The organism is Variovorax durovernensis (genome assembly GCF_977011995.1).
In genome coordinates, this window is sequence record NZ_CDRNCW010000001.1 from 1 (window position 1) to 20,633 (window position 20,633).

15 protein-coding genes and 1 pseudogene are annotated in these 20,633 nt (G+C 60.3%); 11 read left to right on the forward strand and 5 right to left on the reverse strand.

Annotated features, from left to right (window positions below; all coding sequences use genetic code 11):
- The 3 genes from dnaA to gyrB all read left to right on the forward strand — a co-directional run.
- The coding region (gene dnaA, locus ACWV14_RS00005; protein WP_081269782.1) for a chromosomal replication initiator protein DnaA at positions 1–1,380 on the forward strand (1,380 nt) is incomplete at its 5' end.
- A gap of 88 nt (positions 1,381–1,468) precedes the next feature.
- The gene (gene dnaN, locus ACWV14_RS00010) at positions 1,469–2,575 is read left to right on the forward strand and encodes a DNA polymerase III subunit beta (protein ID WP_093054972.1); all 1,107 of its coding nucleotides are present in this window, start codon (positions 1,469–1,471) and stop codon (positions 2,573–2,575) included.
- Positions 2,576–2,709: 134 nt separating this feature from the next.
- Entirely contained in the window at positions 2,710–5,331 is a 2,622-nt protein-coding gene (gyrB, locus tag ACWV14_RS00015) for a DNA topoisomerase (ATP-hydrolyzing) subunit B (RefSeq protein ID WP_454901617.1), read from the forward strand.
- Positions 5,332–5,977: 646 nt separating this feature from the next.
- Here gyrB and ACWV14_RS00020 read toward each other — a convergent pair.
- From ACWV14_RS00020 to istA (ACWV14_RS00030), 3 genes are all read right to left on the reverse strand, one after another.
- Positions 5,978–7,690: a phage integrase family protein gene (locus tag ACWV14_RS00020; protein WP_454905972.1), complete on the reverse strand. Its 1,713-nt coding sequence runs from the start codon at positions 7,688–7,690 to the stop codon at positions 5,978–5,980.
- Between the two features lie 168 nt (positions 7,691–7,858).
- Positions 7,859–8,662, reverse strand: a complete 804-nt coding sequence (gene istB / locus ACWV14_RS00025; RefSeq protein WP_454901618.1) for an IS21-like element helper ATPase IstB — start codon at positions 8,660–8,662, stop codon at positions 7,859–7,861.
- Positions 8,652–10,241 (reverse strand): IS21 family transposase, encoded by a 1,590-nt coding sequence (gene istA, locus ACWV14_RS00030; RefSeq protein WP_454901620.1) that lies wholly within the window; start codon positions 10,239–10,241, stop codon positions 8,652–8,654. Before istA (ACWV14_RS00030) ends, istB (ACWV14_RS00025) begins: the two co-directional genes overlap by 11 nt.
- 98 nt (positions 10,242–10,339) lie before the next feature.
- Here istA (ACWV14_RS00030) and ACWV14_RS00035 point away from each other — a divergent pair.
- The 5 genes and pseudogenes from ACWV14_RS00035 to ACWV14_RS00055 form a co-directional block, all read left to right on the forward strand.
- Positions 10,340–10,498 (forward strand): annotated as a pseudogene (locus ACWV14_RS00035) (IS5/IS1182 family transposase); the annotation flags it as partial.
- Between the two features lie 326 nt (positions 10,499–10,824).
- Positions 10,825–11,286 (forward strand): OmpH family outer membrane protein, encoded by a 462-nt coding sequence (locus ACWV14_RS00040; protein WP_454901622.1) that lies wholly within the window; start codon positions 10,825–10,827, stop codon positions 11,284–11,286.
- A 99-nt stretch (positions 11,287–11,385) separates the two neighbouring features.
- Entirely contained in the window at positions 11,386–12,975 is a 1,590-nt protein-coding gene (istA, locus tag ACWV14_RS00045) for an IS21 family transposase (protein ID WP_454901620.1), read from the forward strand.
- Positions 12,965–13,768, forward strand: a complete 804-nt coding sequence (gene istB, locus ACWV14_RS00050; protein ID WP_454901618.1) for an IS21-like element helper ATPase IstB — start codon at positions 12,965–12,967, stop codon at positions 13,766–13,768. The genes istA (ACWV14_RS00045) and istB (ACWV14_RS00050) overlap by 11 nt, the downstream gene beginning before the upstream one ends.
- An 866-nt stretch (positions 13,769–14,634) precedes the next feature.
- Positions 14,635–16,431 (forward strand): retron Ec67 family RNA-directed DNA polymerase/endonuclease, encoded by a 1,797-nt coding sequence (locus ACWV14_RS00055; RefSeq protein ID WP_454901624.1) that lies wholly within the window; start codon positions 14,635–14,637, stop codon positions 16,429–16,431.
- 256 nt (positions 16,432–16,687) lie between these two features.
- On the opposite strand, the gene ACWV14_RS00060 is transcribed toward ACWV14_RS00055, so the two are convergent.
- Both ACWV14_RS00060 and ACWV14_RS00065 read right to left on the reverse strand, forming a co-directional pair.
- Positions 16,688–18,115, reverse strand: a complete 1,428-nt coding sequence (locus ACWV14_RS00060) for an AAA family ATPase (RefSeq protein WP_454901626.1) — start codon at positions 18,113–18,115, stop codon at positions 16,688–16,690.
- Between the two features lie 271 nt (positions 18,116–18,386).
- Positions 18,387–18,869 (reverse strand): hypothetical protein, encoded by a 483-nt coding sequence (locus ACWV14_RS00065; protein ID WP_454901628.1) that lies wholly within the window; start codon positions 18,867–18,869, stop codon positions 18,387–18,389.
- A 113-nt stretch (positions 18,870–18,982) separates the two neighbouring features.
- Between ACWV14_RS00065 and ACWV14_RS00070 the strand changes: the two genes are divergently transcribed.
- From ACWV14_RS00070 to ACWV14_RS00080, 3 genes are all read left to right on the forward strand, one after another.
- Positions 18,983–19,192, forward strand: coding sequence for a helix-turn-helix domain-containing protein (locus tag ACWV14_RS00070; protein WP_454901630.1), 210 nt, complete (start codon positions 18,983–18,985; stop codon positions 19,190–19,192).
- A 67-nt stretch (positions 19,193–19,259) separates the two neighbouring features.
- The gene (locus ACWV14_RS00075) at positions 19,260–19,871 is read left to right on the forward strand and encodes a histidine phosphatase family protein (RefSeq protein ID WP_454901632.1); all 612 of its coding nucleotides are present in this window, start codon (positions 19,260–19,262) and stop codon (positions 19,869–19,871) included.
- 98 nt (positions 19,872–19,969) lie between these two features.
- A complete protein-coding gene (locus tag ACWV14_RS00080; RefSeq protein WP_454901634.1) occupies positions 19,970–20,494 on the forward strand; it encodes a helix-turn-helix domain-containing protein in 525 nt (174 codons plus the stop codon).
- Positions 20,495–20,633: the final 139 nt, after the last annotated feature.

Consider the following 20,633-nt stretch of genomic DNA (forward strand, 5'->3'; position numbering starts at 1 on the left):
ATGTCGACTGACGGCATCGGCGAAAGCCTCTGGCAGGCCTGCGTCGACCAGCTCGCGCAGGAGCTGTCCGAGCAGCAGTTCAACACCTGGATCAAACCCCTGACGGCACAGGTCGCCGACGACCTGTCCCGCATGACCGTGTTCGTCGCCAACCGGTTCAAGCTCGACTGGATCCGGGCCCAGTACGCCGGCAAGATCGCGGCCATGGCCGAGAAGATGTACGGCCAGCCGGTTGCCATCGAGTTAGCGCTTGCTCCTCGCGAAACGCCCGTGCGTTCTGCGCCTGTAGCGGTCATGACCGAAACCGACGTGCCGCGCGACGTGGCCGGCCCAGGCGAGGAGCCCGCCGCCGCCGGCTTCAAGAACCGCCTCAATTCCGGCCTCACTTTCGACACCCTCGTCGAAGGCACGGCCAACCGCATGGCGCGCGCCGCGGCCATGCACGTGGCGGGCATGCCCGGCCATCTCTACAACCCGCTTTTCATCTACGGCGGCGTCGGCCTGGGCAAGACCCACCTGATGCACGCTGTGGGTAACCGGCTGCTGGCCGACCGGCCGGATTCCAAAGTTCTCTACATCCACGCCGAGCAATTCGTGTCGGATGTGGTCAAAGCCTATCAGCGCAAGACTTTCGATGAGTTCAAGGAGCGCTACCACTCGCTCGACCTGTTGCTGATCGACGATGTGCAGTTCTTCGCCAACAAGGACCGGACGCAGGAAGAATTCTTCAACGCGTTCGAGGCCCTGCTCGCCAAGAAGTCGCACATCGTGATGACCAGCGACACCTATCCGAAAGGGCTGGCCGACATCCACGAGCGCCTGGTTTCGCGCTTCGATTCGGGCCTCACGGTCGCCATCGAGCCGCCCGAGCTCGAAATGCGCGTGGCCATCCTGATCAACAAGGCGCGCGCCGAATCGGCTGAAATGCCTGAAGAAGTGGCCTTCTTCGTCGCCAAGAACGTGCGCTCCAACGTGCGCGAGCTCGAAGGCGCGCTGCGCAAGATCCTGGCTTATTCGCGCTTCAACCAGAAGGAAATCTCGATCGCCCTGGCGCGCGAGGCGCTGCGTGACTTGCTGTCGATCCAGAATCGGCAGATCTCCGTCGAGAATATCCAGAAAACGGTGGCCGACTACTACAAGATCAAGGTCGCCGACATGTACAGCAAGAAACGCCCGGCCAGCATTGCACGGCCACGGCAGATCGCGATGTACCTGGCCAAGGAACTCACGCAGAAGAGCCTGCCGGAAATCGGCGAGCTGTTCGGCGGGCGCGATCACACGACGGTGCTGCACGCGGTGCGCAAGATTTCGGGCGAGCGCCAGCAGCTCACCGAACTCAACCAGCAGCTCCACGTGCTCGAGCAGACGCTCAAGGGCTGAAGCCGGATGTCATCCAGGATGCCCCTCGCAACAGCGGAGAATGGCGTCTTACAAGCTGATTCAAAGAGATAGAGAAGAGGAAGAAGACATGATCGTTTTGAAGGCAAACCAAGACAAAGTCCTCGCCGCGCTGCAGTCGGTGGCGGGCATCGTCGAACGGCGTCACACCTTGCCGATCCTGGCGAACGTGCTGATCCGCAAGACCGGCGGCCAGCTGCAGCTGACCACCAGCGACCTCGAAATCCAGATCCGCACCACCGCCGAGCTCGGCGGCGACGAAGGCAACTTCACCACCACCATCGGCGCGCGCAAGCTGATCGACATCCTGCGCACCATGCCTGCCGACCAGACCGTGAGCCTCGAATCGAGCGCGAGCAAGCTGGTGCTCAAGGGCGGCAAGAGCCGTTTCACGCTGCAATCTTTGCCGGCCGAAGACTTCCCGCTGGTGCAGGAAGCCGCCAATTTCGGCCCCGTGTTCAGCGTGCCGCAGAAGACGCTGAAGGACCTGCTCTCTCAGGTCTCGTTCGCAATGGCCGTGCACGACATCCGCTACTACCTGAACGGCATCCTGTTCGTTGCCGAAGGCAAGCAGCTGAGCCTGGTGGCCACCGACGGCCACCGCCTGGCGTTCTCGTCGGCCACGCTCGACGTCGAAGTGCCGCGCCAGGAAGTCATTCTTCCGCGCAAGACCGTGCTGGAAATGCAGCGCCTGCTGTCCGACGCCGAAGGCGCCATCGAGATGCAGTTCGCGAACAACCAGGCCAAGTTCAGCTTCGGCGGCATGGAGTTCGTAACCAAGCTGGTCGAGGGCAAGTTCCCCGACTACAACCGAGTGATTCCCAAGAACCACAAGAACACCGTCACCCTGGGCCGCGCGCCGCTCCTGGCCAGCCTGCAGCGCACCGCCATCCTGACCAGCGAGAAGTTCAAGGGCGTGCGCCTGAACATCGAGCCCGGCACCCTGCGCATCGCATCGAACAATGCCGAGCAGGAAGAAGCCCAGGACGAACTCGACATCGACTACGGTGGCGACGCCATCGAGATCGGCTTCAACGTGACCTACCTGATCGACGCGCTGTCGAACATGGACCAGGACATGGTCAAGCTGGACCTGGCCGACTCCAACAGTTCGGCCTTGTTAACCATCCCCGAGAACGCATCCTTCAAATACGTAGTGATGCCGATGCGTATCTAGCAGACAGACCCCGAAGCGCCTTGCGCACACAGCCCGCGGCCCCCCGCGGGTTTGCGCTTTCAAGAGGCGGCGAATTGAGCTTTTGAGAGCCCGAAAAATCACGTGAATGCCGTGAGAGACAGAGGAATATCCGAATGAGTGCTGAAGAAAACAAGCCCGAAGTGCCGCACACCGAGCCCGTCTACACCCCTGAAGTCCAGGTCGTGCCGCCGGAGGACATCCCCGCCGACACCAGCTACGGTGAAGGCTCGATCACGATCCTCGAAGGGCTCGAGGCCGTGCGCAAGCGCCCCGGCATGTACATCGGCGACACCTCCGACGGCACCGGCCTGCATCACCTGGTGTTCGAAGTGGTGGACAACTCCATCGACGAAGCACTGGCCGGCCATTGCGACGACATCGTCGTGACCATCCATTCCGACAACTCGATCTCCGTTACCGACAACGGCCGCGGCATCCCGACCGGCGTGAAGATGGACGACAAGCACGAGCCCAAGCGCTCGGCCGCCGAAATCGCGCTGACCGAACTGCACGCCGGCGGCAAGTTCAACCAGAACAGCTACAAGGTGTCAGGCGGCCTGCACGGCGTGGGCGTGAGCTGCGTGAACGCGCTGAGCGTGATGCTGCGCCTGGTCGTGCGCCGCGAAGGCAAGATCCACGAGCTCGAATTCAGCCGCGGCTTCGTGCAGAACCGCCTGCTCGAGACGGTGAACGGCGTCGAAGTCTCGCCCATGAAGATCATCGGCGACACCGACAAGCGCGGCACCGAGGTGCACTTCCTGCCCGACACGCAGATCTTCAAGGAGAACAACGATTTCCACTATGAAATCCTCTCCAAGCGCCTGCGCGAACTGAGCTTCCTGAACAACGGCGTGCGCATCCGCCTGAAGGACGAGCGCACCGGCAAGGAAGACGACTTCTCCGGCGCCGGCGGCGTGCGCGGCTTCGTGGAGTTCATCAACAAGGGCAAGACCGTCCTGCACCCGAACTCGTTCTACGCCGAAGGCGAGCGCCCGGCCGACACCTACGGCGGCATTCCCGGCACGCACATCGGCGTCGAAGTGGCGATGCAGTGGAACAGCGGCTACAACGAGCAGGTTCTCTGCTTCACCAACAACATCCCGCAGCGTGACGGCGGCACCCATCTGACCGGCCTGCGCGCCGCGATGACCCGCGTCATCAACAAATACATCGAAGAGAACGAGTTCGCCAAGAAGGCGAAGGTCGAAGTCACCGGCGACGACATGCGCGAAGGCCTGTGCTGCGTGCTGAGCGTGAAAGTGCCCGAGCCCAAGTTCTCGAGCCAGACCAAGGACAAGCTGGTGTCCAGCGAAGTGCGCGCGCCGGTGGAAGACATCGTCGGCAAGCTGCTGACCGACTACCTGCAGGAACGCCCGAACGACGCCAAGATCATCTGCGGCAAGATCGTCGAGGCCGCGCGTGCCCGCGAGGCCGCCCGCAAGGCCCGCGAAATGACGCGCCGCAAGGGCGTGCTCGACGGCATGGGCCTGCCCGGCAAGCTGGCCGACTGCCAGGAAAAAGATCCGGCGCTGTGCGAGGTCTACCTGGTGGAGGGCGACTCCGCCGGCGGCTCCGCCAAGCAGGGCCGCGACCGGAAGTTCCAGGCCATCCTGCCGCTGCGCGGCAAGATCCTGAACGTCGAGAAGGCACGCTACGAGAAGCTGCTCACCAGCAACGAAATTCTCACGATGATCACCGCGCTGGGCACCGGCATCGGCCGCGCCGGCGCGACCACGGCGGGTGGCGGCGCGGACGACTTCAACGTCGCCAAGCTGCGCTACCACCGCATCATCATCATGACCGACGCCGACGTCGACGGCGCCCACATCCGCACGCTGCTGCTCACCTTCTTCTACCGGCAGATGCCCGAGCTGGTCGAGCGCGGCCACATCTACATCGCGCAGCCGCCGCTGTACAAGGTCAAGGTCGGCAAGGAAGAGCAGTACCTGAAGGACGGCCCCGCGCTCGACGCCTTCCTGCTCAAGGTGGCGCTGAAAGACGCGCGCATCGAGACCGGCGGTGCCAGCTCGACCACGCTCAGCGGCGACACCCTGGCCGAACTGGCGCGCAAGCACCAGGTGGCCGAGGCCGTCATCGCACGCCTGCGCAACTTCATGGACGCCGAGGCGCTGCGCGCCATCGCCGACGGCGTGGCGCTCGACCTCGACACCACGCCCGCCGCCGAGGCTTCGGCCGTGGCGCTGCAGGCCAAGCTGCGCGAGCTCAACACGACCGGCGTGCCGGCCGAGGTGAGCAACGAGTTCGACGCCCGCACCGACAAGCCGCTGCTGCGCATCAGCCGGCGCCACCACGGCAACATCAAGAGCAGCGTGATCACGCAGGACTTCGTGCACGGCGCCGACTACGCCGCGCTGGCCGAAGCCGCCAACACCTTCCGCGGCCTGCTGAGCCCCGAAGGCGCGCTGGTGAAGCGCGGCGAGGGCGATCGCGCCAAGGAAGAAAAGGTCGACGACTTCCGCCAGGCCATGAAGTGGCTGATCAGCGAAGCCGAACGCGCCACCTCGCGCCAGCGCTACAAGGGCCTGGGCGAGATGAACCCCGAGCAGCTGTGGGAAACCACCATGGACCCGGCCGTGCGCCGCCTGCTGCGCGTGCAGATCGACGACGCGATCGAGGCCGACCGCGTGTTCACGATGCTGATGGGCGACGAAGTGGAGCCACGCCGGGAATTCATCGAGCAGAACGCGCTGCGGGCGGCGAATATCGACGTGTAAGCCTGTTGTCGGGTGCCATGGAAAGTGAAAACTTTGCCAGGTACCTGCAAAAGCGCTGCCACAGAAAATGAAATGGCCGAAGGTGAAAGCCTTCGGCCTTTTTCGTCTGGTCCGTGCCAGACAGGTGGGCAAGTGAGATAGCGTGTGTGCGGGCGGTTTATGCCTGTCACTGCGACATGGGCGCTTTCCGCAGTGCGTTGCTTGTCAGGTTCTAGGGCCTGACAACACACCTCAACGCCCACGGAGCTGCTGGAAAACAATTGCCGCAGTAGCTCCTGAGCTACGGTGCTGCAGGCCACTCCCCGTTCAAAGTTTGCCCTCCCTGACTTCCGTCTATTGCACACCGCGGCGGCGGCATCGTACAGCGTACGAGGAGTTCGCTGAGTATCGCGCAAGCGGCTATGCCGCACATGGTCGGGGTCGCGCCTTAACCCATGTGCATCGCGCAGCGGCATGCTCCGGTGCTGGCGGCGCTGCACCGAGCTGGCCCTCTTTATCCGCAGCGGAGGGCAGTCCCAACGTAACCCGGGTCAGCTTCCACGGGTCCTGGGGCGATTCACCTGGTCGAAGCTTGTACTCGCGACTTCCGTCTATTGCACACCGCTAGAAACTGAACCACTCTGACTGGGCGGGTGTCAGCAGGTAGTCAACTTCCACGTCCCGGCACTTCAAAAGCCGCTTCCATTTGCCGAGCGCGCCTGACCTCGTCGGTATGCAAGTAGGTTGAGGTGGTCGAAACGGAGGCGTGGCGCAGGTTGTCGCGCACGGTGGTGAGTTCTGCCCCGTGCGCCAGCGCATGGGTCGCGTGCGTGTGTCGCATCCAATGGGGACTCGCCCGCAACAGCCGCTCGGACAGGGCAGGGCTGTCAGGGGCAACAATCCGTGCGACATCCCGAAAGAACCTGCGCATGACGCTCCACAGCCTGGCGCTGGAGATGCCCTGCGCAGAGTCCAGGCCTGTCAGCAGTGGTGTTGCGGGGGCCCACCGCTCGGGAGAGGTGGGCAGATGGCGATGCGCCAGATAGCGCTCGAGCGCGGCACGGGCCATTAGTGGAAGAACGACCTTTGCGGGCTTGGCCCCTTTGCCGGTGAGCCGCAACCAATGGTCGCCGCGGTGATCGACCTCGATCTGCCCCAGGGTGGCTTGAGTGAATTCGCCGATACGAAGCCCGGTCGCGTACCCGAAATCCAGAACAAAGCGCAAACGTTGCGCTGCGGGTGCGTCCCAGCCATGAACCCACTCCAAGCCCTCTGCCACCGCCTGGATGATGGCCCACTCGCCCTCGCCGAATGCGCGCTGCGGTCCCTGTGGAAGTGAGCGCGAGTCGCCGCGGACCTTGATGCCGGCGAACGGATTCGCCAAAACGTAGCGCTGCTGGATGAGCCAGCGAAACAGCGCACCGATCACCGAGAGCGCGTAGCCAGCCGAATTGGTGGACAGATCTCCGGTGAAGGGCTTCCACCCGGCCGCCGTGCGCGGCGCGGCACGTCCCACCCAGCGCGAGCGCGGGACGGGACGCCGCAGGAACGTCCGGTACGCCACCGCATCCTCGGTGGTGAGCGAGGACAGCGCCCTGCCACGCTCGACGATGGCCCAGAGGATGAGGCGCTCGGCCTCCTTGCGGTAGGCGCGCTGCGTCGCGGCGGCCTCGTGCAGCGACAGCCAGGCCTGCACTGCCTCGTAGTCGTTGCCAGCGCCCAGTACGCAGCTGGACGGTGGCGCGCGGAACGCTCCGTTCGAACCATCGAGCTCACGCGGCAGGTGCAACCGCTCCCAAGGCACGATCTCATGACCAGCGGGCACCGGCGCAGGCAAAAGCGTTTGAGCACGCCGCGTCAGGTCCGGGTGAGCAGCCAGAAACTCAGAGGTCAGGCGCGCGCCGGCAGCGCCCACACCCGGGACAGCCGCCCACCAGGTCCGCCGGTGCGTTGCGCGCACCAGCAGATCGGCCAAGGTGAGCAGTCCATGAGCGGTCAAGGCATGGCTCAAACGAGGCGGGAACCAGTGCGCGACCGCATCGGTGAGAAGCGGCAGCGGCGCACGCAAATGGCGCAGAAGCTCGATCGCATCCAAGACCCTGCGCGAGCGTTGCGTCCGGCCCGCCGCGGGTTCCAGGAACAAAACGGCCAGATCCTCGCGGTGACACGCCCGTGCACGCGCGGCCAGCTGCCGGCGCACGAGCGCAAGAGCCGTGCGTGACGAATGCCCGTCGGCCCTGATGTTGGGCAGGTAACGCGCCACCGCGTCACTCGAGCTCATGCCCTCGTACCAAGCACGCAAGGCACTCAGCGAGGAAACAGACGGCCAGTCCATGCCGATCTCTTCAAGAACATCCTGGGCGAATGGGACGATTTTCATTTTCTCGAAAACTGAAATCTGAATCCGAATCTGAGTCCGAGTATTGGCTGGTTTGCCGGATCGCAGGGCCGCTTTTCCCTTTTTTAAGATCAGACTGTTGAGTTCCATGGAATCCTGACCCGCGATTTCCATCGAATATTGACCCACCCTCTTTGCGAGCCAGCCGGCTCACGGTGTGGATAAGTTCTTGGCTTTCTCCTTTTTAGGTTGGACTGCTTGAACGGGTTGAGCCGAGCTGTGCTTGAAGCGGAAGCTGTCGTTTCCGGTCTCCAGAATATGGCAGTGATGCGTGAGCCGGTCCAGCAACGCCGTCGTCATCTTCGCGTCGCCGAAGACGCTGGCCCACTCGCTGAAGCTCAAGTTGGTTGTGATCACCACGCTCGTGCGTTCGTAGAGTTTGGACAGCAGATGGAACAACAGCGCGCCACCTGATGCGCTGAACGGCAGGTAGCCCAGTTCATCGAGCACCACCATGTCCGCGTACATCAGTCGGTGCGCGATGTGGCCGGGATTGCCACTGGCCTTCTCTTGCTCGAGTGCGTTGACCAGTTCTACCGTCGAGAAGAAGCGCACCCGGCGGTGTTGGTGCTCGATGGCCTGCACGCCCAGCGCCGTGGCGATGTGGGTCTTGCCGGTGCCCGGACCGCCCACGAGCACCACGTTCTGCGCATCGTCCATGAACTCGCATCGGTGTAGCTGACGCACCAGCGCCTCGTTGACCTCGCTGTTGGCGAAGTCGAAGCCAGCGAGATCGCGATAGGCTGGGAAGCGAGCGAGCTTCAACTGGTAGGCCACCGAGCGTACCTCCCGCTCGGCTGTCTCTGCCTTTAGCAACTGCGAGAGCATCGGTTGGGCCGCCTCGAAGGCCGGCGATCCCTGCTCGGCCAGCTCCGCGACGGCCTGGGCCATGCCGTGCATCTTGAGTTCGCGCAGCATGATCACGATGGCGCCGCTGGCAGGGTCATGTCGCATGGCGCACCTCCTGGCTACTCGACTTGGAGTTCAGCGGCCCGCGCAGGCCGCCAGCAGCGCTGGCACGCCCCCGGAGCGTGTCGTAGCGCAGCACATCGGCCTTCGGCTCGTTCATCAGGCGCAGTGCCTGCGGTGCCGTGACAGGCGCCGGCGCAATGGGCTTGGCATCGAGCAGTCGGTGCAGCACATTCAGCACATGAGTCTTGCTGGCCACGCCGGCTTCCAGCGCCAGTTCGACCGCGGTCAGCACTGCCTGCTCGTCGTGGTGCAGCACCAGCGCCAGGATCTCCACCATCTCGCGGTCTCCGCCTGGCTGCTTCAGCAGCGCGGCCTGCAGCCGCCGGAAGCCCTGCGGCAGCTCGCTGAAGGGCGCTCCGTTCCTGAGCGCTCCTGGCTTGCGTTGCAGCACTGCCAGGTAGTGCCTCCAGTCGTAGACGGTCTGACCTGCGGTGTCGTGGCGACGGTCAATGATGCGCGTGTGCTCGCACACGATCTGGCCCTCGGCCGCCACGACGAGGCGTTCGGCGTACACGCGCAGGCTCACTGGCCGGTTCGCGTAGGAGGCCGGAACGCTGTAACGGTTGCGCTCGAAGTGCACCAGGCAGGTGGGCGAGACGCGCTTGGTGTGTTCCACGAAACCATCGAAGGGTCTGGGGATCTGCAACAGTAGTGGCCGTTCCTGCGCCCAGACATCGGCTACGGTCCCTGGCAGCTTGCCGTGGACGATCTCGCCCCACAGCGCCTTGCAGCGGTCCTCCAGCCAGTCGTTGAGCAGCGCCAGCGTGGCGAACGCCGGCACAGGTTGCCACAACCGGTGGCGCGCATCACGCACGTTCTTCTCGACCTGGCCCTTCTCCCAGCCCGAGGCCGGGTTGCAGAACTCGGCCTCGAACAGGTAGTGACTGACCATGGCGCTGAAGCGCGCGTTGATGTCGCGCTCCTTGCCGCGGCGTACCTTGTCCACGGCGGTCTTCATGTTGTCGTAGATGCCGCGCCGAGGCACGCCCCCGAGTACCTCGAAGGCCCGGTTGTGCGCATCGAACAGCATCTCGTGGGTCTGCAACAGGTAGGCGCGCACGATGAACGCACGGCTGTGGCTGAGCTTGAAGTGCGCCACCTGCAGCTTGGTGCGTTCACCAGCGATGACGGCCCAGTCCTCGCTCCAGTCGAACTGGAATGCCTCGCCGGGACCGAAGGCCAGAGGCACGAAGGTGCCGCGCCCGGTCGTCTGCTGGACCTCGTGGAGATGCGCATGCCACGCTCGTGCAAAGGCCGCCACGCGGTTGTAGGAGCCCTGGTAGCCCAGCGCCACCAGATCGGCGTGCATCTGCTTGAGCGTGCGCCGCTGCTTGCGTGACTTAGACGCCTCGCTCTTGAGCCAGCCGCCGAGCTTCTCGGCGAACGCGTCGAGCTTGCTCGGGCTGATGCGCTTCGCGTAGCTGGGCGCCGCCTCGCCCTCGCGAAGGTACTTGCGGATGGTGTTGCGAGACAAGCCCGTGCGCCGGGCTATCTCTCGGATGGACAGTTGCTCTCGCAGTGCCCAACGCCTGATGACACTCAGTGTCGCCACGTCAATCACTCCTGTGCTCCTGCTGCTAAAAGCAGCAGGTTAGGGTTATCACGTGGGTCAGATTTAGATGGAAATCACCGGGCCAAGTGGGTCACTTCTGGATGGAAATCAACAACTGGATGGGCTCGACGCACTTCCTGACGAAGACGCTGGCGCATGTGGGCACCGAGATGAGCCTGCATGTGCTGGCGTACAACCTCAAGCGGGTGATGCGGATTCTGGGGGTGGCGAAGATGATGAAGGCGGTGCGCTTGGTAGGGGCGTGAGCCTTCTTCAACACATCAGCGCTTGCGCAGCACATCGAATGCCTGCGAAACCCCCACACGCGGAACAAGACCGTCGGATCGCTCGAGACGTCGTCAGAGCTCTGTAAACGCGATGCTTCGGCATACTGGATGCACCGCTGGAGTTTCCACACAGCCTCGGCCAAAAGCGGACGGTCGGTGACCGTCTTCACAGAGAGTCGATAAAGAGGCTTTTGAAACCTGCAGAGCTGCCCAATGACGTCTGAGCGTTGCGTGTAGGAACGGCTGTTTATTGGGGCGCCGCATAACATCCAGTGCTTTCACATCCACGTCGGAGGGGCATTCTAATGAACAGACTTATTCAGACCATTGCGGTGGCTGCCTGCGCGGTGGCCCGCCGTGAAGCGGTTGTCTTTGCCGCCGGTGCGGCGGCGGCGTGCATGCTCTCTCTGGCTCCTTCATCCGCGCTGGCTCAGCAACTTAAGATCGGCTACGTAGACTTCGAGCGCGCGATGCTCCTGTCGCTCCCCGCCAGGGCTATGCAGGACAAGCTGGCTGCCGAAATCCGCCCTCGACAGAAGCAACTGGATGAGTTGGAAGGTCACCTCAAGGCCGTGGCCGACCAACTGGATAAGGATGGACCCACGCTGTCCGAACACGATATCGGTCGCAGGCGGCGCGAACTGCTCGATCAGGAACGCGACCTCAGGCGAAAGCTCATTGAGTTCAATGAAGAGGTGGCTCAGCGCAGCAACGAGCAGAAGTCCGAGCTCTGGGACCTGACACACCGTGCGATCCGGCAGTGTTGATTTCCATCCAGAAGTGACCCACTTGGCCCGGTGATTTCCATCTAAATCTGACCCACGTGATAACCCTAACCTGCTGCTTTTAGCAGCAGGAGCACAGGAGTGATTGACGTGGCGACACTGAGTGTCATCAGGCGTTGGGCACTGCGAGAGCAACTGTCCATCCGAGAGATAGCCCGGCGCACGGGCTTGTCTCGCAACACCATCCGCAAGTACCTTCGCGAGGGCGAGGCGGCGCCCAGCTACGCGAAGCGCATCAGCCCGAGCAAGCTCGACGCGTTCGCCGAGAAGCTCGGCGGCTGGCTCAAGAGCGAGGCGTCTAAGTCACGCAAGCAGCGGCGCACGCTCAAGCAGATGCACGCCGATCTGGTGGCGCTGGGCTACCAGGGCTCCTACAACCGCGTGGCGGCCTTTGCACGAGCGTGGCATGCGCATCTCCACGAGGTCCAGCAGACGACCGGGCGCGGCACCTTCGTGCCTCTGGCCTTCGGTCCCGGCGAGGCATTCCAGTTCGACTGGAGCGAGGACTGGGCCGTCATCGCTGGTGAACGCACCAAGCTGCAGGTGGCGCACTTCAAGCTCAGCCACAGCCGTGCGTTCATCGTGCGCGCCTACCTGTTGCAGACCCACGAGATGCTGTTCGATGCGCACAACCGGGCCTTCGAGGTACTCGGGGGCGTGCCTCGGCGCGGCATCTACGACAACATGAAGACCGCCGTGGACAAGGTACGCCGCGGCAAGGAGCGCGACATCAACGCGCGCTTCAGCGCCATGGTCAGTCACTACCTGTTCGAGGCCGAGTTCTGCAACCCGGCCTCGGGCTGGGAGAAGGGCCAGGTCGAGAAGAACGTGCGTGATGCGCGCCACCGGTTGTGGCAACCTGTGCCGGCGTTCGCCACGCTGGCGCTGCTCAACGACTGGCTGGAGGACCGCTGCAAGGCGCTGTGGGGCGAGATCGTCCACGGCAAGCTGCCAGGGACCGTAGCCGATGTCTGGGCGCAGGAACGGCCACTACTGTTGCAGATCCCCAGACCCTTCGATGGTTTCGTGGAACACACCAAGCGCGTCTCGCCCACCTGCCTGGTGCACTTCGAGCGCAACCGTTACAGCGTTCCGGCCTCCTACGCGAACCGGCCAGTGAGCCTGCGCGTGTACGCCGAACGCCTCGTCGTGGCGGCCGAGGGCCAGATCGTGTGCGAGCACACGCGCATCATTGACCGTCGCCACGACACCGCAGGTCAGACCGTCTACGACTGGAGGCACTACCTGGCAGTGCTGCAACGCAAGCCAGGAGCGCTCAGGAACGGAGCGCCCTTCAGCGAGCTGCCGCAGGGCTTCCGGCGGCTGCAGGCCGCGCTGCTGAAGCAGCCAGGCGGAGACCGCGAGATGGTGGAGATCCTGGCGCTGGTGCTGCACCACGACGAGCAGGCAGTGCTGACCGCGGTCGAACTGGCGCTGGAAGCCGGCGTGGCCAGCAAGACTCATGTGCTGAATGTGCTGCACCGACTGCTCGATGCCAAGCCCATTGCGCCGGCGCCTGTCACGGCACCGCAGGCACTGCGCCTGATGAACGAGCCGAAGGCCGATGTGCTGCGCTACGACACGCTCCGGGGGCGTGCCAGCGCTGCTGGCGGCCTGCGCGGGCCGCTGAACTCCAAGTCGAGTAGCCAGGAGGTGCGCCATGCGACATGACCCTGCCAGCGGCGCCATCGTGATCATGCTGCGCGAACTCAAGATGCACGGCATGGCCCAGGCCGTCGCGGAGCTGGCCGAGCAGGGATCGCCGGCCTTCGAGGCGGCCCAACCGATGCTCTCGCAGTTGCTAAAGGCAGAGACAGCCGAGCGGGAGGTACGCTCGGTGGCCTACCAGTTGAAGCTCGCTCGCTTCCCAGCCTATCGCGATCTCGCTGGCTTCGACTTCGCCAACAGCGAGGTCAACGAGGCGCTGGTGCGTCAGCTACACCGATGCGAGTTCATGGACGATGCGCAGAACGTGGTGCTCGTGGGCGGTCCGGGCACCGGCAAGACCCACATCGCCACGGCGCTGGGCGTGCAGGCCATCGAGCACCAACACCGCCGGGTGCGCTTCTTCTCGACGGTAGAACTGGTCAACGCACTCGAGCAAGAGAAGGCCAGTGGCAATCCCGGCCACATCGCGCACCGACTGATGTACGCGGACATGGTGGTGCTCGATGAACTGGGCTACCTGCCGTTCAGCGCATCAGGTGGCGCGCTGTTGTTCCATCTGCTGTCCAAACTCTACGAACGCACGAGCGTGGTGATCACAACCAACTTGAGCTTCAGCGAGTGGGCCAGCGTCTTCGGCGACGCGAAGATGACGACGGCGTTGCTGGACCGGCTCACGCATCACTGCCATATTCTGGAGACCGGAAACGACAGCTTCCGCTTCAAGCACAGCTCGGCTCAACCCGTTCAAGCAGTCCAACCTAAAAAGGAGAAAGCCAAGAACTTATCCACACCGTGAGCCGGCTGGCTCGCAAAGAGGGTGGGTCAATATTCGATGGAAATCGCGGGTCAGGATTCCATGGAACTCAACACCTCGCCCAAAGCAGCCGGTCGCGAGCCCAGATCGGTGCGAGAGCGGCACACATCGCGCGGATTCGGTGGCGAGAAATCGAAATTTGCGAAGGTTCAACGGCGCGCTGCGCGAAGGTCTGATGGCGCCAGCATTGCAACAAAGGGCGGCCTGGAGTTCTAGCCGCTAGAGTTCACTGGCGTTCCGCAGCCGCAACTTGGGATGTGCAAACGGGACGAGAAAACGCTACCGACGCGCGTCCTGTTCAGCGAACTTGCACACCAGCGCTAATCCCTCTACGTCTCCTACGACGAAGATGATCGCGCTTGGTAGATGTTCACGAATAACTCCTTTACGGACCCTTGGCCCCTCGGCACATCCAAAAAGCGCGGCCTGCGCCCATCTCAGAGGTCGACTTTCGAAGCGATGGGCACCGGCAAATGTTTCCACACAGCTTCGGCCAATACCGGATCTTCGAAGAGCAAAGCACGCGATCTGCAAGCCAGCTAGGAAAGGGAGGTTGTTAACAATCGACCAATCGCGACGCTCATTCCGCGCAACTCAGGTTGTTCAACGTCACGCCGGTGCCAAATTTCGGCCAAGTTGATGCCTTCGCTGGCGTCACAATCGCACTTTTGTTGCACCCCGTTACCTCAGACTGTATGCTCACGTCGGCTTCGCAGACAGACTTTCTGCCATGCAATCGTGGCACTTGACAACAATGTGAGGGCCGATGCCCCATGACTATCTGACTCGCACGAGCACTTTGAGTGACTGCGAGGTTGCGATGGAGTGTCTGTGAAGCCACCTTCTACATGACAGCCAAACCCAACAAGTTAGAACAGTTGCGAGCCGCTAAGACAAGAGCGGGTCTTGCTCATTTGCTGGAAATTGAGCATAGCCATTTGACATATTTGTTATATGGCAAATCTGGCGCGGCAAAGTATAAAGAGTTTGACATTCCAAAACGCAGTGGTGGTGTTAGAACTATTGCCGCGCCAGAAGAGGAACTCAAGTCGCTTCAGCGAAGACTCGGAAGAGTCTTACAGGAGGCTTCTCTAGACATCGAGAAGCTCACTGGTCGACGAAGTTCCGCTTCTCACGGCTTCCAGCCAAATAAAAGCATTCTTACAAACGCGCAAGCTCATCGCAATAAGCGCTACGTTCTGAACATTGATCTACAGGATTTTTTCCCTTCGATAACCGCCAAGCGTATTCGGGGCTTTTTCGTTAAGGAAAAAAACTTCGAACTAGCATCAGAAGTTGCTACCGCGATAGCGCATATTTCTTGCTATGAGGACTGTTTACCGCAAGGGGCGCCAAGTTCCCCAGTGATATCGAATTTGATCGCAGGAATTCTCGATTTCCATTTGATTAAATTGGCCAAGGAGGCCGGCTGCCGATATACACGCTACGTGGATGATATTACGTTCTCTACTAACAAGAAAGATTTTCCTCATTCTGTAGCAACTCTGTCGGGAGACGGGCATTCTTGGACTCTGAGTAAGCCGCTCCGTGGACTAATAAAAAAAGCGGGCTTTGACGTCAATGATCAGAAGACTCGCATGCAGTACCGAACGTCACGGCAACAAGTCACGGGACTCGTTGTAAATAAGAAAGTTAATGTACCGGCTGAGTATCGAAAGTTGGTGAGAGCCTATGTATTCTCCTTGATCAATCACGGAAAATATCAAATAAAATCAATTACCAAATCCGCTGGCGAAAAACCAATTCCAACTTCGGTCTATGGCACGCACGCGCAACTTCATGGCATGTTGGGTTTTATCCATTCGGTGGACAACGTGTTCAGGTCAGATGTCAGAGCGAACCCGCAGAACCACCCGCGGTTTTTCGGCAAAGACAATGCATCAGATAAAAAGCTTGAGATATATCGACGATTTTTACTTTACACAAATTTTTTCTCCAATTCGGCGCCGATGATCGTGTGCGAAGGGAAAACTGACAACGTCTACATCACTAACGCCGCGCACCAAAGTAAAAAACTATTTCCACAGCTGATCCATAAGTCGGCGGAGCAAATTGATGTTCTGTCGTTCCTTTTGATGAAATATGATCGGAAGCACAAGAATAAGAATTCTTTTCACTTGCCGAATTTTTCTACCGTTTCGATCTTAGGTGCCGGTAGCGGGGGCGTAGATAATCTAAAAAATATGATCATCGCCTATAAATCTGAATTGCCAAAATTCCGCGCCTCGCCAGGTCACCATCCCGTGATCTTCATTGTCGATAATGACGTGGCGGGAAAAAAAGTTTTTAGTGTTGCAAAAGAAAATTCACATCCAAAGCTGACGCATGTCACGGGCGATGAGCCGTTCGTGAGGGTATTTGCAAATCTGTACCTGGTGCCTATACCGAAGGGAAAAAAACCTGAGACAAGCATAGAAGATCTTTTTCATGAAAAAGATATCCCGACCTCCATCGACGGGAAGAAGCTGGTATTTTCCAATGACAATGATTCTTCGCTGGCTGGCAAGGCCGATTTTGCCTTTAAATACGTCGACCAAAATGCCGATTCTATTGATTGGACCGGTTTCCATCCGCTACTGAAAAATATTTGTGCGGCTATTGATCACCATAAAAGCTTTGCCTAGGTTATCCAGCGTTGTGCATGTAGTGCCGTCCTAAACGGATCCAGTGAGTCACTTCTGACGAAATAAGTACTCGACTAATAGACGGTTCGCTAGTCTTCGGTATCCCTGCTAAGCAATTACGAGCATGCGCAACCCCGTTTGCTCCAAATTTATTGGGATAGACGATTTGTTTCAACGACGCTGCACAGTGTGTAAACTTTGTTTTGACGATGCAAATTCGCATTCGATGAGGCGCCGGTTCGGCGAGCCATGAGACTCACTCGCTCGCATCTTCCTCGGACGATCGAATGCGACCCATATGAACACCTTTTGGAACTGCAGATCCGAACGTGCGCCCCCCGCTGCTTGGCGCATGCATCACTTGCCTAGGCGTTTCCTGCTCCCCCACAAGCTTGATGTTGCGCGCCTCAGCTCTCATACGGGCGTAGCCTCGCAACATGCTCTCACGGTAGGCGACCCAACCTCGGCGATCAAATCTTGACGCGACAATAATTTCGCCACAGGATTTACTTTTGAGTTTGGTCAAGATGGCTGCGAATTGCTTGTACTCCATTGCCAATCGACCGGAACGCTGGCGCATTACGTAGCAATACGAGCTGAATATTTGACGGAGGTCACGATCGAGATATTCGGAATCCGCCGCTGCCCACAGCACTTCTTCAAAGTCCTCAGTTCGTTGATTTACCGCCTGCTCGTACGGCCGCTTTAGCTCCGCATTGACACTAACGATAGCATCTTGAATGGCGCCGTTGTAGTGATCCCAATCAACGTTTGAAACTTCAGCCGGATCGTCCCACAAACGCCAAAGCAGCTTTTCAGTGATGAGATGCACGTAGGCTGGATAGCCATCGCTTACCGCGGCGATTCGTATTCGAATGTTGTCCTCGATCTCAACCTCGAATTTACCTAGAGCATTCACTGCAATATTCCAGCGCGCGGTCCAGTTCAGTTTTTCGAGTTCAATAGTCTCAAATTGACGAATAGCAGAGGGGTGTGCGCCTAGCAGTTGGTCGAGTGTGTGGCCCACACCCGTAAAAAAGAACGTAACGTCAATCTTTTTGTCGCCAAGCTGCTTTACCAAATCAGAAAATAGGCCACGCTCACGTTCGTCAATCATACGATCGAATTCATCAAGAACTACGACTGGCCTGATCGAGTGTACAGCGGCAACTTCACGCAAGACCTCCACAGCGTCACCGACCGTGCGAATAACATCAACCAAGTCATGGTCGGTTATTTCTTCACTGGCGCTTGCCTTAAGGAACCGCAGTTCAATCCCCGCCGTAAGCGTCCTCTTCGTTTTATGAATTCGACTTAATCGCAGAGCTTGGGCTCCGATGTTTGCGATCACGCTGCGAAACGTCGAGTCGGTCGAGCACGAGACGTCGATGTATGGCGAGTCTGATGATTGGGCTTGCGCTGCAGCCGAAGCAGCTAAAGATGATTTCCCAATACCACGGTCGCCATAGATGAACACATGTCGGCCCGGAGCAAATAGTGCTCGGTTAATTCGCTCAAGCTCTTTTTCACGACCGTGCAAGTACTCAATGCTTTGTATTGGCCGCGCAGGGGATATGAGGCTAGCCATCTCGCTTCCGAAAGCATGTTCGTCTAACGCAGTTTTGAGCATGGTGTCCTCTAAGGCCTCAGGTGTCGAGAAATAGATTTTAAATCCTTCACTCATGCGTATAACACCGCACAGCTGTCTCGGCGAGGCGGACGTATCGCTTTTCCTTACATGCTGCGAACGCGCTTTCCATCTGCGTGGTCCGATTGACCTCTACGAGGCCATCAGGTCGTAGTCGCCGAAGATTTCTACGCCTTCTTCTAGCTTCACGAATTCCACAGGGTCGTCAAGAGTCCATGCGCCGTCGGCTTAGCTTAGAAGGACAAAACTTGCAGCCTTCAAGACGAAATCGCGTGGCGTCCCGGCATCGTCTGGTTAGACGCAATCCTCAGAACTTGAGGCCGCCGTTTTCGTCCCAATCGTCTTCGCAATCTCTCCAGCAAAGCGTGTCCCGGCGCACATCACTTAGATCCAGACCTAACTCCGGATCGGTGAATGCACCACAGTCGGTCTCGAACACCCAAGTGCTGCGCGCAGGCCCCCCGGTCGACACAGCATCCCAAATGCCGGTGCATCTCGTCAGCTTCACGTCACCTTGGGTCGACATGAAGTCCGGCAACATCACATGGACCTGCACACGCTCCCAGTCCGGACTGGTCGCGATGCCCAGCAGCCCGCGGGTGCTCGACGATATGTAGCGCCTCCAGCGGCGCAAGTCCCCGGGGGGCTCGAGCTCCTGCATCGGGAGCACACGAGCAAACCAGAGCGGGCGCTCGAACACCTGCTCGACCACGTGGTATTGCCGAAATTGCGGCGCGCGAGCTCGCAACACGGAATCCCTCCATTCGAAACAGTCCTCAACGCGCAGCATTGTCGTTATCTCCAAACCCGTTTTTGGGTCATATCTGACGTAGTCCGATCGTATACTTTACGAAACCATTTGGGGGTATGCCTGACCCATCCCCTTCCTTCGCTGGCGACACCGTGCTCGTCGCGTTGGGAGCAGCCATCCGCAGGGCTCGCAAGGCCCGCGGACTGTCTCAGGAAGGGTTGGCGGATGTCAGCAGCAGCGAGCGTTCCTATATAAGTTCCATCGAGCGCGGCAATCAAAATCCGAGCGTGATGAAGCTTGTGCAGGTTGCCAACGCGCTGGGCTTGCCCCTTGCAGAACTGATCGCGGACGCAGGAATCTAGACAGCCGCGCTGCCCGCGGCAGCCGCCCCCCTGTATGCGCCGCAGCCCAAAGGCAAGGGGAACCGCGTTGAAAGTCATCTTCGTTCGCCACGGCGAAAGCACGGGAAACGCCGGCGCTGCGGCCGCCGACCATTCGGCGATGGCGCTGACCGCGTTGGGACGCGCTCAGGCAGCCACGCTCGCGCACAGCTGGCACGCTCGCCCTGATCTGATCGCAACCTCGGCTTTTCTGCGCACACGGCTGACCGCCGAACCGACGATCGCGCGTTTTCCAGGCGTGCCGGTGAAGGTTCTACCCATGGAGGAGTTCACCTATCTGGAACCCTCCCGATGGAACGGAACGTTGCGAATCGAGCGGGTGCCGCACATCGAGGCTTTCTGGAGAACCGCCGATCCGACCTACCGCGACGGACCGGGCGCGGAGAGCTTCGAAGATTTTCTGGGCCGGGTCGACCAGACGCTGAGCATGCTCCAGGCATTGACCCCGCAATCCCTGGTTTACGCCTTCAGCCACGGCCAGTTCATGCAGGCGGTGCGCCTGGTCCTGTCGCACCCACAGTGGACAGCCAGGCAGGTCATGGCCAGCTTCTGGTCCTTCAATGCAGGCAACCCCATTTGCAACGGCGAATTGCTGGAAGTGACAAGGCAAGGTGGCGTGTGGCGCAGGCCGGCCCCCTGAGTTCGCCGAAACCGCATGCCAAGGGTGATTACAAAACGCATCATCTAGCCGTTTCGAAATGCGCAACTTTGTCGCTGCAATATGCAGCATAACGCTAAGTGCTTGAAAACAAAGGATATTTTGGCATTTTTTTGTTGCAAATTCCGGTCCGTCACATTACTCTGCGCGTGCATAACTGGAACCCAAGCCCGCACCCGATGAGTCCGTTTTCCTCCTACCTTCAAGCGCTGAGAATGCGCCGCCAGATGAAGCAGAGCGAGTTGGCCAGCCTGATCGGCTGCGACCAAAGCTACATCTCGGCCCTGGAGAACGGACACAAGGGACCGCCACTGCCGACGTTCGTCGATCGACTGGTGGCCACGCTGCAGCTGTCGCCGATGGAACAGGCAAATCTTGATTGGGCTTTCAAGGCTTCAGGCAGGAAGGTAGAGATTGCGACGGACGCGCCGCAGGACCTCTACCTTCTGGTCAACCAACTGCGCGACAAGCTCCCGCGCCTGGGCCCTGCAGCCGTGCAGGCACTGCTCAGTGTGCTGAACATGAGCGATCAGCCGCACGATGAATTCGACAAGCCTGTGCGGCGGCTGCGCCGCCGCCAGGGCGAGGAGGCCGCCATGAATTAAAAAAACGGACCAAGCCTTTCGGCCTGATCCGCTTCTTAGGGAACGCATCGCACAGAGATACGCACCGGCTTGCAACCGCAGTATCTGGCAGCGCTCCTGCAAGCGTCAAGTCGAAAACCTTCATCTGACCACCTGTTTT